The 12,711-nt window shown below is 73.9% G+C and carries 12 protein-coding genes; 5 read left to right on the top strand and 7 right to left on the bottom strand.

Annotated elements, in window-relative coordinates; genetic code table 11:
• The first annotated feature begins 97 nt into the window (after positions 1 to 97).
• Entirely contained in the window at positions 98 to 1,333 is a 1,236-nt protein-coding gene (locus Srubr_RS38420; RefSeq protein WP_189996739.1) for a cytochrome P450, read from the top strand.
• Between the two features lie 74 nt (positions 1,334 to 1,407).
• Here Srubr_RS38420 and Srubr_RS38425 read toward each other — a convergent pair whose 3' ends face one another.
• The 6 genes from Srubr_RS38425 to Srubr_RS38450 form a co-directional block, all read right to left on the bottom strand.
• Positions 1,408 to 1,821, bottom strand: a complete 414-nt coding sequence (locus Srubr_RS38425; protein WP_203855073.1) for a lytic transglycosylase domain-containing protein — start codon at positions 1,819 to 1,821, stop codon at positions 1,408 to 1,410.
• Positions 1,822 to 2,166: 345 nt separating this feature from the next.
• Positions 2,167 to 3,033: an ECF transporter S component gene (locus tag Srubr_RS38430; protein ID WP_189999514.1), complete on the bottom strand. Its 867-nt coding sequence runs from the start codon at positions 3,031 to 3,033 to the stop codon at positions 2,167 to 2,169.
• Complete coding sequence (locus tag Srubr_RS38435) at positions 3,030 to 4,853, bottom strand: ABC transporter ATP-binding protein (protein WP_189999513.1); 1,824 nt, start codon at positions 4,851 to 4,853, stop codon at positions 3,030 to 3,032. Before Srubr_RS38435 ends, Srubr_RS38430 begins: the two co-directional genes overlap by 4 nt.
• Positions 4,850 to 5,983, bottom strand: coding sequence for an energy-coupling factor transporter transmembrane component T (locus Srubr_RS38440; protein ID WP_189999512.1), 1,134 nt, complete (start codon positions 5,981 to 5,983; stop codon positions 4,850 to 4,852). Before Srubr_RS38440 ends, Srubr_RS38435 begins: the two co-directional genes overlap by 4 nt.
• A gap of 31 nt (positions 5,984 to 6,014) precedes the next feature.
• On the bottom strand, positions 6,015 to 6,680 hold the full coding sequence (locus tag Srubr_RS38445; RefSeq protein WP_189999511.1) for an SCO2322 family protein: 666 nt from the start codon (positions 6,678 to 6,680) through the stop codon (positions 6,015 to 6,017).
• Positions 6,677 to 7,882: a prenyltransferase/squalene oxidase repeat-containing protein gene (locus tag Srubr_RS38450; protein ID WP_189999518.1), complete on the bottom strand. Its 1,206-nt coding sequence runs from the start codon at positions 7,880 to 7,882 to the stop codon at positions 6,677 to 6,679. Before Srubr_RS38450 ends, Srubr_RS38445 begins: the two co-directional genes overlap by 4 nt.
• A 593-nt stretch (positions 7,883 to 8,475) precedes the next feature.
• Here Srubr_RS38450 and Srubr_RS38455 point away from each other — a divergent pair.
• Positions 8,476 to 8,727 (top strand): hypothetical protein, encoded by a 252-nt coding sequence (locus Srubr_RS38455; RefSeq protein ID WP_189999510.1) that lies wholly within the window; start codon positions 8,476 to 8,478, stop codon positions 8,725 to 8,727.
• Between the two features lie 206 nt (positions 8,728 to 8,933).
• Here Srubr_RS38455 and Srubr_RS38460 read toward each other — a convergent pair whose 3' ends face one another.
• On the bottom strand, positions 8,934 to 9,971 hold the full coding sequence (locus Srubr_RS38460; RefSeq protein WP_189999509.1) for an ATP-grasp domain-containing protein: 1,038 nt from the start codon (positions 9,969 to 9,971) through the stop codon (positions 8,934 to 8,936).
• Between the two features lie 244 nt (positions 9,972 to 10,215).
• Here Srubr_RS38460 and Srubr_RS38465 point away from each other — a divergent pair, with 244 nt between their 5' ends.
• From Srubr_RS38465 to Srubr_RS38475, 3 genes are read left to right on the top strand one after another with little or no spacing between them, the layout of a single operon-like run.
• Positions 10,216 to 10,809: a helix-turn-helix domain-containing protein gene (locus Srubr_RS38465; RefSeq protein WP_189999508.1), complete on the top strand. Its 594-nt coding sequence runs from the start codon at positions 10,216 to 10,218 to the stop codon at positions 10,807 to 10,809.
• On the top strand, positions 10,802 to 11,431 hold the full coding sequence (locus tag Srubr_RS38470; RefSeq protein ID WP_229926989.1) for a hypothetical protein: 630 nt from the start codon (positions 10,802 to 10,804) through the stop codon (positions 11,429 to 11,431). The genes Srubr_RS38465 and Srubr_RS38470 overlap by 8 nt, the downstream gene beginning before the upstream one ends.
• The gene (locus Srubr_RS38475; protein ID WP_189999507.1) at positions 11,431 to 12,693 is read left to right on the top strand and encodes an MAB_1171c family putative transporter; all 1,263 of its coding nucleotides are present in this window, start codon (positions 11,431 to 11,433) and stop codon (positions 12,691 to 12,693) included. The genes Srubr_RS38470 and Srubr_RS38475 overlap by 1 nt, the downstream gene beginning before the upstream one ends.
• Positions 12,694 to 12,711 lie beyond the last annotated feature (18 nt).

The following is a 12,711-nucleotide window of genomic DNA, read 5'->3' on the forward strand; positions in this document are numbered from 1 at the left end:
GGCGCGGATTGGCTCAGTCGCGGCTCTTGCGACTTGTAGAACCCGTTACTACCGTCGCCGCACCCGCTGATGGACCGTCAGATGGCTGGAGCCGCCGATGCCCTGTCCAGCGCTGCCCGACGGGTTCGACCCCACCGATCCCGACCTGCTGCACCACCGCGTGCCCTTCCCGGAGTTCGCCGCCTTGCGCCGTAGCGAACCGGTCCGCTGGATCCCGCAGCCGCACGGCGTCGCGGGCTTCGCCGACACCGGCTACTGGGCCGTCACCCGGCACGCCGACGTCAAGTACGTCTCCACGCACCCCGAACTCTTCTCCTCGTCCCTCAACACGGCGGTCATCCGCTTCAACGAACACATCGAGCGCGACGCCATCGACGCCCAGCGGCTGATCCTGCTCAACATGGATCCACCGGAACATACGCGGGTGCGCCAGATAGTGCAGCGCGGCTTCACGCCACGCTCGATCCGCGCGCTGGAGCAGCGGCTGCGCGCCCGCGCCGAGTCGATCGTCGCCGCCGCCCGCGCCCGCTCCGAGCCCTTCGACTTCGTCACCGAGGTCGCCTGCGAACTCCCGCTCCAGGCCATCGCGGAACTGATCGGAGTGCCGCAGGAGGACCGTACGAAGATCTTCGACTGGTCCAACAAGATGATCGCGTACGACGACCCGGAGTACGCCATCACGGAGGAGATCGGCGCGCAGTCCGCCGTCGAGATCATCGCCTACGCCATGAACATGGCCGCCGAGCGCAAGCGCTGCCCGGCCGGGGACATCGTCTCGGCGCTGGTGGCGGCGGAGGACGAGGGCAACCTGAACTCCGACGAGTTCGGCTTCTTCGTGCTGATGCTGGCGGTCGCGGGCAACGAGACCACCCGCAACGCCATCACCCACGGCATGCACGCCTTCCTCACCCACCCCGACCAGTGGGACCTCTTCCGCCGGGAGCGCCCCGCGACCACGGCCGAGGAGATCGTGCGCTGGGCCACCCCGGTCAACGCCTTCCAGCGGACGGCGACCCAGGACACCGAGCTGGGCGGCGTACCGATCAGGAAGGGCGACCGGGTGGGGCTCTTCTACGCCTCCGCCAACCGCGACCCGGAGGTCTTCACCGACCCCGACACCTTCGACATCACCCGCGATCCCAACCCCCACCTGGGCTTCGGCGGAGGCGGTCCCCACTACTGCCTCGGCAAGTCCCTGGCCGTGCTGGAGATCGACCTGATCTTCCGCGCGACAGCCGACGCGATGCCCGGCCTGCGCCTCGCGGGCGACCCGCGACGGCTGCGCTCGGCCTGGATCAACGGGGTGAAGGAACTGCGGGTGGTGGCCGGCTGAACCGTGGACATACGCGCGCGCCCCCGCCGGGTGGGCGGGGGCGCGGGAGCGTTGTGGGGTGCTGTCGGCCGGGCTCAGTACCAGCCGTTGGCCTGCCAGAAGTCCCAGGCCTTGACGGGGCTGCCGTAGCGGGAGTTCATGTAGTCCAGGCCCCACTTGATCTGGGTGGCCGGGTTGGTCTTCCAGTCGGCGCCGGCGGAGGCCATCTTGGAGGCCGGGAGGGCCTGGACGAGGCCGTAGGCGCCGGAGGAGCTGTTGGTGGCGTGGGGGTTCCAGCCGCTCTCATGGGAGACGATCTTGCTGAAGGCGTTGAACTGCGCGGCGTCCGGGATCATCTTGTGCGCGATCGCCTGGGCGGAGGAGGCCTGGGCCGGGGCGGCGTGAGCCGGAGCGGCGGTGAGCGCCATGCCGGCGGTGGCGGCGGCCACGGCGGCGGTGGTGAGGGCCTTCTTCGGGGAGGCGATGCGGCGGATGATGGAGACGGTCACGAAGTACCTCTTGCGTCGGGGGCAGGGGATCGCCCGCATGTGGTGGGCCACGTGGTGTGGCCGGCATGCGTGGGCGCCGCGGCCCGCTTCGGGCTCGTGGCGCCTGGCGACGTCATCCAGATAAGCAGGCCCGCCGGGGGCCCGCAATGACCCCCTTTACTAGTGGTGGCCGGATTCGTGAGGGACGCGAAGTATGTGGCGTGCGTCTCAATCCGCAGGTCACAGGCGGTGCGGGATGGGGCGAATCCGGCAAAAGGTGCTACGGCGTCGGGTCGTAGGTGACGTGCGTCATGTGGGGTCCTTCACCGGCTCGCTCACGACGCGTGCTTGGGTTCGCGCGCTGGGTCACTGCTTGGGGTCGTCGAATGTGACCGCGGTCTCGAACGCGGCGCGCCTGGTGGCCCGGCGCAGTGCCCGCAGTACCGCCGGGCCGAGCGCGAGGGTCAGCACGACCGTGCACAGGGCCCGGCCCAGGTCCCAGCCGAGGGACGTGGCCGTGCAGTACGCGACGAACCGGGCCAGGTTCGCGGCGACCGCGTCCCCGGCCACGAACGAGATGCCCGAGGCCCCGCCGCCCATGAAGGGCCAGCCGGCCAGGTTCATCACCGTGCCGTAGGCGAACGCGGCCAGGAATCCGTAGACCGCGAGCACCAGCAGCTCGGCCCGGCCGCGCAGCCGGACCGGGCCCGGCAGCAGCCCGGCGCCCATCGTGAACCAGCCCATCGCCAGCATCTGGAACGGCAGCCACGGCCCGACCCCGCCCGTCAGCAGGGCGGACGCGAACATCGTCACCGAGCCCAGGGTGAAGCCGAACCCCGGGCCCAGCACCCGGCCGCTCAGCACCATCAGGAAGAACATCGGCTCCAGGCCCGCCGTACCGGCGCCGATCGGGCGCAGCGCCGCGCCCGTGGCGGCCAGGACGCCCAGCATCGCCACCGCCTTCGGGCCGAGATCGGACTCCGAGATCGTCGCCGCGACCACCGCGACCAGAAGAATGAGCAGGCCCGCGAAGAGCCACGGCGCGTCCTGCGCGTGGGCGCTCAGCTGGGAGCGGGGCGGGGCGAGGAACGGCCAGCAGAACGCGACCAGGCCGACGGCGCCGGTGAGGGCGAGCGCGGCGAGGGAGCGGGGGCCCAGGCGGACGGCGTGCAGGCGGGTGGGACGGGTGGGGCGGGTGGGGTCGGTGTGGCCGATGTGGCTGGTGCGGCTCATGTCAGGGCCTCGCGGACCTCGTTCAGGGCGTAGCGGACCTCGGAGACAGTCAGCCAGCGCTGCGGGGCCAGGATCTTCGTCACCTGCGGGGCGAAGGAGGGGGAGGAGACGACGATCTCCGCCATCGGGCCGTCGGCGATCACCTCGCCCTCGGCCAGCAGCACCACGCGGTGCGCCAGCTCGGCGGCCAGCTCCACGTCGTGCGTCGCCAGCACGATCGCGTGCCCCTCGGCGGCGAGTGAGCGCAGCACGGAGACCAGGCGGGCCTTGGCCGCGTAGTCCAGGCCGCGGGTCGGCTCGTCCAGCAGGAGCAGCGGCGGGCGGGCGGTGAGCACCACGGCCAGCGCGAGCGCCAGCCGCTGACCCTCGGAGAGGTCGCGGGGGTGGGTGTCGTCGGTGATGTCCGGGAGCAGCTCGGAGACCAGGGCGCGGCAGGTGCCGGGGGTGGCGCCCGCGTCCTTGTCGGCGGCGGCGCACTCCGCCGCGACCGTGTCGGCGTACAGCAGGTCCCGGGGGTCCTGGGGGACCAGGCCCACCTGGCGGATCAGGGTGGGGGCCGGGGTGCGGTGCGGGGTGAGGCCGCCGACGGTGACCGTGCCGGTGGTGGGGGCGAGCAGGCCGACGAGGGCGCCGAGCAGGGTGGACTTGCCGGCGCCGTTGCGGCCCATGAGGGCGATGGTCTCGCCCTTGGAGATGGTCAGGGTCACGTCGCGCAGGGCCTGGGTGGTTTCGCGGCGGAGGGAGAGGGAGTGGATCTGGGCGAGGTGGGACCCCGGTCGCGGTTGGTGGGAGGTGCGGGCGGTGCGGCGGAACCAGGTGCGGGGCCCGGTGCTGGTGCGGGCCGGAAGTCGGGTCGCTTGCCCGCGCTCGCGGGGTGCCTCCCCCACGCTCGACTTCGCTCGCGCGGGGGGACTCCCATCGCCCACCCGTGCCGCCTGGGGGCACTCCCTGCTCGAAGAGCTTGGGGCAGGCACGGCTGCCCGCCTGCCCTCGTCCGAAGAAACTTTCGCGAGCCGGGCCCGCAGGGGAGCCGCCTGGCGGCGGGCGTCCCGGATCGTCAACGGAAGCGGGGACCAGTCGGCCAGGCGGCCCAGGGCGATCACCGGGGGGTAGACCGGGGAGACCGTCATGATCTCGGACGGGGTGCCGGTGAGGGGGGTGGCGCCGGGGGCGGGGAGGAGGACCATGCGGTCGGCGTACTGGATCACCCGTTCCAGGCGGTGTTCGGCCATGAGGACCGTCGTGCCGAGGTCGTGCACCAGGCGCTGGAGGACGGCCAGCACCTCCTCCGCCGCCGCCGGGTCGAGCGCGGAGGTCGGCTCGTCCAGGACGAGTACCTGAGGGTGCGGGGTGAGGACCGAGCCGATGGCCACCCGCTGCCGCTGCCCGCCGGAGAGGGTGGCGATGGGACGGTTCCGCAGGGCGGCCAGGCCCAGCAGGTCCAGGGTCTCCTCCACCCGGCGCCGCATCACCGCCGGGGCGAGCCCCAGGGACTCCATGCCGTAGGCGAGTTCGTCCTCCACGGTGTCCGTCACGAAGTGCGCGAGCGGGTCCTGGCCCACCGTGCCCACCACGTCGGCGAGTTCGCGCGGCTGGTGGGTACGGGTGTCGCGGCCGGCCACCGTGACGCGTCCGCGCAGGGTGCCGCCGGTGAAGTGCGGGACCAGCCCGCTGACCGCGCCCAGCACGGTGGACTTGCCGACCCCGGACGGACCGGCGAGCAGCACGAGTTCGCCCTCCGGCACCTCGAAGTCGACGCCGGCGACGGTGGGTCCGGCGGCACCCTCGTACGTCACGCTGACATCCTCGAAGCGGATCACGACGGCTCCCTGGGGACGACGAAGGCGGGCAGCAGGGCGAGCAGGACGGCCACGGCGGGCCACAGCGGGAGGGTGGGGGCGACCAGCGGGACCACGCCGGGGTGCAGGGCCTCGGGGTCGCGGACCGAGGCCAGCGTCAGCAGCGCGGCCACGGCGGCACCGGAGCCGGTGACCAGCCAGGCGTGCGCTCCCCAGGGGTCGGGGCGGTACCGGGTGCGGAGGGAACGCCGGCCGCCCAGCCGCAGCCCGGCGAGCGCGGCGAGGACCCCGGCGAGCAGTACGGGAAGCCCGTACGTGCCGCCTTCCGCCGTCAGCAGCCCGTACGTGCCCGCGCAGACGCCGAGCAGGCCGCCGAGGGTGAGGGCGGCGGTGGTACGGCGGACGGGGGCGGGGACCTCGGCGGTACGGCCGTAGCCGCGGGCCTCCATCGCGGCGGCGAGCGCCACCGAGCGCTCCAGCGCGCCTTCCAGGACCGGCAGACCGACCTGGAGCAGACCCCGTAGACCCCGGTCGGGACGGCCGCGCAGGCGGCGGGCGGCGCGCAGGCGGCGGACGTCGGCGATCAGGTGCGGGGCGAAGGTGAGCGCGACGACCACGGCCACGCCCGTCTCGTACAGCGCGCCGGGCAGGGACTTGAGCAGGCGGGTGGGGCTGGCCAGGGCGTTCGCGGCGCCGACGCAGACGAGGAGGGTGGCGAGCTTCAGGCCGTCGTACGCGGCGAAGAGCACGGCCTCCGCGGTCACCCGGCCGCCGAGCCGGATGCCCTGCGCCCAGTGGGGGAGGGGGACTTCGGGGAGGGTGAGCAGGGTGTGCGTACCGGGGATGGGAGAGCCGAGCGCCACCGCGAACAGGACGCGGATGAGCAGCACGGCGAGGGCGAGCCGGACGAACGCGGCGTACGAGCGGGCCCAGGGGGCGGGGGAGCGGTGCGTCGCCACGACGTATCCGGAGGCCGCGAGGAGGAGGGCCAGGAGGAGGGGGTTGGTGGTACGGGTCGCGGCGACGCCGAGGGATATCGCCCAGAGCCACCAGGCACCGGGGTGGAGGGTGGGGCGGGACCGGGTGGGGGTGGTTTCCGGCGGACGGGACTGCGACTCCCTGGGGGCGCGGGGAACTGCGCGACCGGCCACGGCGTCGCCGCGGTCGCAGGACGGGCCGGGCTCACCCGGACGCATTGCGCCGCCGTCGGGACTGCCATATCGCCGCGCCTGCCAGCAGGGCCACCACCCCCACGCCGATCGGCAGCCCCAGGGACGGGCCGGAGTCGGAGTCGGAGGAGTCGGAGGAGCCGGACTCGGGCGCGGTGGCGGAGGGCTCGCGGTCCGTGGAGACCTGCTCGCCGCAACCCTTGTGCGGGTAGCCCGCGATGGCGCACAGCAGGGCGTTGGTGTCGTACCGCAGCGGCCCCGCCACCGCGGCGAGCGCGTCCGCGGTGGACGCGCCGGACGGCACCCGCGCGCACACGGCCCGCCGCTCCGGCGGGGTCTCGCCGGACGGCGCGTCCGCGGACGTGCCGAAGTCCAGGACCAGGGCGACCCGCTTGGACCCGGACTTCGCCGGGGTGTCCGCGCAGATCGTGTCGAAGTCCGCCGTACCGCGCGGCCGGCCGGCGTCCGCGGAGTCCGCGCCCACGGTGAACCGGAAGCCCTGCACCGTACCGTCGTCGGGCCGGGCGGAGGCCGGGCCCTGCGTCGCGTACGTCCAGTGGTCGCCGGTGCGCTCCCAGAAGGACCAGTAGCGGTAGCCGGTCGCACCGGCCCGCCCCGCGCAGACGAGGAGGAGCAGCGCGGCGACGAGCACCGGCGCGGCACGGCGGACGGCGGTCACGGCTGCCGCTTCTTCCGGCCGCTGAGCAGGAACCCGACACCGATGCTGGCGACGAGGCAGACGCCGAAGATCCACCAGCCCCAGTTCCGGGACTCCTTCTTCTCCTCCTCGTGCTGCTGACCGGAGGTGTCCATCTGCGGGGCCGGGCCCTGCGCGTTGAGGGCGCTGACCAGGCTGGTGCCGTTGAAGTCGCCCGGCTGCTCGCCGAGGGCGTGGGCGGCCAGGATCAGCTGGGCGTAGGCGGCGGGGCCGCTCTGCTCCGCCCACGGGCTGGCGTTCTTCTCCAGCCAGGCGTACGCCTTGCGGGCCGGTTCGGTACGGCCGTCCGCGGCGAGCGCGACGACGGCGTCCGCGGTGTTGCCGAAGTCGGGCTGGGCCTTGGCGCCGGGCAGGGTGGACTCCAGGTGCCCGGTCTTGCCGACGGCCGCCGCGAGGTAGGCGCCGGCGTTGTCGGCGACCTGGGTGCGGGAGGTGGCCTTGACGCAGGTGTCCTTGGCGGGGGCCTGGCTGGCGGCGCGGGCCACGAAGCCCTTGCCGAGCGCGCCGAGCAGACCGGCGGCGGTGGCGTCGGCGTTGGGGAGCAGCTCGCCCTTCTTGTCCGGCTGGAAGGCGAGGGCGCCGCCGCCGTCCCGGTCGCAGGGGATGGACCAGGCGGGCAGGGCGTCGTAGGGGGACTTGCCGGACTTGCGGACGGACGCCGGGTCGGTGCCGGCGGCGGCGAGCGCGCCGATGACGACGGAGGTGGAGTTGGTGTCGCTGGGGTCGCCCGGGTAGTAGCTCCAGCCGCCGTCCTCGTTCTGGACGGACTTCAGCCAGTTCACGGCCTTCTCCACCACGCCGCCGTGCCCGCCGGTCGCGGCGAGGGCCTGGACGGCGGCGGCCGTGCTGTTGGTGTCCGTCTTCAGCTTGTCGTCGCAGGGCTTGCCGGGGGCGGCCCGGAAGGCGGCGAAGGCGCCGTCCGCGCACTGCTGGCCGGTGAGCCAGTCCACGGCGGCGGGGGCGGGCTTGTAGCCGAGGGTCCGCTGCGCGACCAGCGTCAGCGACTGCCGCCACACGCCGTCGTACGTCGGGTCACCCTTGCCGTACAGCCCGGAGGGGACCGTCGTCTTGGGCGACGGGGACGGGTCGGCGGCCGTGGCGGGCGCTGCGGCGGCCAGCACGCCTACGGCGGCGAGAGCCGCGGCACTGCGGCGGACGTTCATGGTCGGCGACTGCCTCTCCTGCGGGGAGCCGGGCAGCACGCGGGTGACACCCCGGGCGGCTCGGCTCCGTCAACCTCGACGGTGCCGTGCGCGGCGGACCACCGGCGCACGCGAGCCGTCAACGACCCGGCGGGGCGTTCCCGCCCGCTCCGGCCAGGCCGGTGACGCGGCGAAGACACCGCCGGAATTGCACCGGCTTTCCCCCGTACGGGTGTGACGACCCCGCCACTTTACCGGCCGCCCGGAGCGGGCCCGGCGGTGGCCGTGGGGATGTGCCGGGGCTGCGGCGGGCGGGGAGCGCGCGCAAGAATCAAGCCACCCGGATACGCCGCGCGGGAGGGCGGGGCGGCTCCGCGGTTTTCGTCTTGTCTCCGCTTCACCGCCGCATCGGCCTTCGAGTGATCGTTTCTGCTCCGGGGGTGACCGAGGAGGGTGACCGGAGGGCGGCGGGACGGGACGGGAGGATGTCCGAGAGCGGGCGATCGGGCGGGTTGGGCCCGGCGCGGTGATCTCCACGGACCCCTCGCCACGAGCGTGCGAGGGTGGAGAACCGAGCGTGCGAGGGCGGAGAACACGGAGGAACCACGGAACGGTTGTCGGACCTGGTCCAGCGCCCCGTCAACCTGCGCGTCAAGGCCGACGACCTGCCGATCGGCCACGAGAACGGCGAGGTCACCGTGGGTGGGAAGCTGAGCGAGTGGCTGCTGGAGCCGGTAGCGCGGGACACGTTCCTGATGCGCAGCGCCGAGGACCGGTCCCCTGCCTGGTTCACGCCGGACCAGAAGACCCCCGCGCGAGTGCTCCTCGGCCCGCCCGTCGTCCCGGGGCGTCGGACTTCCGTTTAGTGACGGTCGCCGGCGAGGAGGACACGTACCAGATCCTGTACGGCGAGGAGGACACGTACCAGATCCTGTACGGCCCAGATCCTGTACGGCGAGGACAAGGGCATCGGGGTCTACGAGCCCGACCAGACCACCCAGCAGCCCCTGACCCTCCTCGGCGCCCCGAGCGCGTACCGCATCCTCGTCACGCCCGCCTGACCGGTCGACAGCTACGCCGCGTAGACGTGGGTCGCCGGGTGGATCGTGGCGGTGAGGTGGTGGGACATGCGGTGGAGGGCGTGTTCGCACTGGGCCGGGGTGTCGGCCGTGGCCACCCAGTGGGCCAGGCGGTCGCCGATCCCGGCGTGGGGGGCCGCCGTCACCGGGTCGCCGGGGCCGCGGGTGAGGACCATGCGTTCGGCGGACGGCTCGTCCGCGGCGGCCGGGTCCAGGCGGAGGTGGGTGAGGCGGCCGGTCACCGCCGGGTAGGCGAACTGGACGGCGGCGGCCCGCTGCCGGGTCGGGGTGACGTCCGGGAGCCCGCCGGTGGCCAGGGTCGCGGCCGCCCCGGCCAGGTCGACGCCGGTGGCCTGCTCCACCAGCAGCGTGATGAGGTCGCCGGGCGGGCAGGGTGCCACGCCCAGGACGCGGGGGCCGCGGGCGGTCAGCCGCAGCGTGATGTGCGCGACGGTGTCGGTGAGCCGCAAGGCGCACACGGCCCGCTGCACGCACTGGCGCAGGAAGCGGTTGTGCAGCAGGCCGTCGTGGGCGTGGACGCCGTGCCGCAGCGGGCGGCGGGCCGGCGGCGGGCCCGGGGTCGTACGGGTCAGCGCGACGATGCGTACCTCGTCGTCCAGGACGACCGTCTCGGCCGACACCGCTTCCCCCTCGGCGTCCCCCGGATCCGCCGTCGGCACCCGGTGCCGGTCCAGCAGCGCCCGTAACGCCACCGGATCGGCGCACGTCACGGCCGTCTCGTACGGCAGGCCCGGCAATCCGAGCCGGGCGGCCAGCCGGGCCGCCGCGGGCAGGTACTCCGGGGACCAGGCCAGTACGCCTCCGGGGGAACGTCTCCGTAACGCCCCCGCTGTCCGTTCCGTATCGGCCGGGTCCGCCGCCACGTGCGCGGTCGCATACGGGCGGGCCCAGCGGGCGGGCGGCAACGGGTCGACCAGGAGGACCGGGCGGGCCGCGGCGACCCGTGCCAGCGGGAACTCGCCGCAGATCTCCCCCCGGCCGGCCCCGAGGAGCACGACGGGCTGGGCCATGGGCCTGGACCTTCCTCGGGGGGAAGGCGATCAGGAGCGCCCCGGGTGCCGCTCCCCCATAGGCGGCACCCGAGGCGGGTCGGATCTTGCTCTCCGTGCAGTGATCCTCACCCACCGCGCCCTGAACTGTCAACGATAGCTGCGCTATTACGCAGGGAGCCTTGTCAGATCTGGTCGCCGAGGGGGCGACCTAGTAGCCTCGCGCCCAGCCAGCGAACGGAAAGACACGCTCAGGGGGGACTCGGTGAGTGACGCCTACGCCGCGCTGGCCGACGTGCTGGACCGGCTCGGCGAGCTGACCGGCAGGCCGGGCCGGCTGCCGGAGGCCCTCGACGTGGCCGGCCTCTCCTACCGCACCGGCATCCCCGTGGGCGTCGTCGTCGAACTCCTCTCCGGCGGCCGGGCCGGCGAGACCTGCCTCGCCCACCGGGTGCGCCAGCGGCTGGACTTCATCCGGGAGACCCGGCGCCGCCCGGACGGCAAGCGGTACTCCCTGGACGAACTGGCCCGGATCGCCGGGACCAGCAGGCAGTGGCTGAGCGAGTGGCGCAAGAGCGGCATGCCCAGCCTGGAACACGCCGACCGGCTGCGCCGCTTCTTCGGCCTGCCCGCCGGCTTCTTCACGGCCGACGAACCGGAGGCGCTGTGCGAGGCGCTGCAACCGGTGCTGCAGAGCCTGGAGGCCGAGGCCGACCCGCTGCTGAGGCTGCGCGAGTGCGGCCTGATCCGGCTCGCCGCCCGAGCCCCGCAGATGAACGCCCGGCAACTCTCCACCCTGGCCGACCTGGCCGAGATGATCATCGCCTCGGAGAAGGCGGGGGACACCGGGCGTGCCTGAACAGTCCGCCAAGACCCCGAAGGCCAAGCGGACTTCCCGGTCGGCGATGGCCCTGCGGCCCTTCGGCTCCCCGAAGCGTTTCCTGGACCGGCTCGTGCGCGAGACCGTCCGCACCCTCACCCCGCCGACCACCCCCGAGGCGTTCCTGCACGCGCTGTGCGCCACCCTCAGCCCCCACCTGGACCGCCCGGTCAAGCTGCGGTTCGTCGCCTTCCCGCCGGGCCTGGACATCTCCGGGATCACCCTGGCCCGCGAGGAGGACTACATCGTCGTGGTCGAGCGACGCGCCTCCGACCCGCACAAGTTCGTCATCGCCGGACACGAGATCGGCCACATCCACCACGGCACCCTGGACGTGCACTACGCCCCCGGGCTGCCCGCCGCCGCCCGCCGGCTGCTGGCCCGCGCCGACGACGACATCCCCTGGGACCGGGTGGTCGCCATGGCCACCCGGTCGCCCGCCGCCGAGGCCGCCGAGGCCGAGTGGGAGGCCGAGGAGTGGGGGCTGCGCCTCGCGGCCAAGTTCTCCAAGGTCGTCGGGCCGGGCGCGGCCGGCCGGATGACCCAGGACACCCTCACCGACCGGCTGTCCTCCTCGCTGGGCAACATAGGCGGCCCCTGATGAGCTGGGACATCTCCGGCTCCTGGATCTCCTACGCCGTCCCGGCCGTCCTGTTCGCCGTCGCCTTCGTGATCAAACTGCCGCTGCTGCGGCGCGCCTGGCAGGACCCGATCCTGCGGGCCACCGCCGTACTGCTCGCCATCGGCACCCTCGTCTTCGTCTCGCTGCCGCCGGCCAACCTGCACCGCATCAACGTCCTCACCGGCGTCCCCAACTTCGCCGCCGTGTGGGTGTACTCCCTCGCCACCGCCTACTGCGGGGCCTGCCTGTGGCTCATCATCACCTGGCGGGAACCGCCGTCCGCCACCCGTCGCCGGCGCACCCGCCAGGTCGGGCTGGCGTACGCCGCCGTCATCGCCGGGCTCTGCGTGACGTTCCTGCTCGCCGACCACAGCGTGGAGCGGCTGCGCGACCTCGACACCTACTACGCCCGCACGCCGTGGATGCGCGAGTTCATCCTGCTCTACGTCATCGCCCACACGGCGTCCGCGCTGGTCGCCGCCGGAATGCTGCGGGCCTGGTACCGGGAGGTCGCCGACGCCTGGCTGCGCCGCGCGGTGATCTTCCTCCAGGAGGCCTACGCCCTCGGGCTCCTCTTCGACGTCGCCAAGTTCGCGGCCATCGCCGGCCGGTGGAGCGGCCGGGACTGGGACTGGCTGTCGACCCACGCGGCGCCGCCGTTCGCCATCGCCGAGGCGGGCCTGGTGGCCGTCGCCTTCATCGTCGGCCAGGCCGGTCCGGTGCTGGCGGAGCGACGGCGCCTGGTGCGTGAACACCGGCGGCTGAAGCCGTTATGGCAGACCATGCTCACCATCACCCCGCCCGCCGCGCCCGCCACCGGCCGGGTCAGCGGCGCCGCGCTGCGTCTGGAGCTGCGCCGGGCCGCCATCAACGACGGCCTGTTGAAGCTCGGGCCGTACCTGAGCGCGTCCCGGCGGGAGCGGATACGGAGCGCGGCGCTGGAGGCGGGCTACCCGGAGCAGGTCGCGCGGGGCATCGCGGGGGCGGTGGACCTCCGGTTCGCCGCGGTGGCGCTGCACGCGCCCGACGACCCGGAACACCCGCACGCCGATGACGAGTTGTGCGTGTTCCCCTGTGTCCCAGACAGCGAACTGCAGAACGTCTCGCACGTGCTGCGCAACCACGAGGCGGCGATAGACAGGTTCCACCGGCAGGCCCTCGCCGCGGAAGGCTCCGGCGCCGGTGCCGGTGCCGGTGTCGTGGAGGGGCCCGGGGCACGGGATCCGGGCGCGTCGGCCTGACCCCTGCCGCTGCTCGTC

It is taken from the genome of Streptomyces rubradiris (genome assembly GCF_016860525.1).
In the GTDB taxonomy this organism is placed as follows: domain Bacteria; phylum Actinomycetota; class Actinomycetes; order Streptomycetales; family Streptomycetaceae; genus Streptomyces; species Streptomyces rubradiris.

Excerpts from the sequence above, each read along its gene's own strand:
- Srubr_RS38460 (WP_189999509.1), bottom strand. The coding sequence starts at position 9,971 with ATGGCCCAGCCCGTCGTGCTCCTCGGGGCCGGCCGGGGGGAGATCTGC.
- Srubr_RS38430 (WP_189999514.1), bottom strand. The coding sequence starts at position 3,033 with ATGAGCCGCACCAGCCACATCGGCCACACCGACCCCACCCGCCCCACC.
- Srubr_RS38450 (WP_189999518.1), bottom strand. The coding sequence starts at position 7,882 with ATGAACGTCCGCCGCAGTGCCGCGGCTCTCGCCGCCGTAGGCGTGCTG.
- Srubr_RS38420 (WP_189996739.1), top strand. The coding sequence starts at position 98 with ATGCCCTGTCCAGCGCTGCCCGACGGGTTCGACCCCACCGATCCCGAC.
- Srubr_RS38475 (WP_189999507.1), top strand. The coding sequence starts at position 11,431 with ATGAGCTGGGACATCTCCGGCTCCTGGATCTCCTACGCCGTCCCGGCC.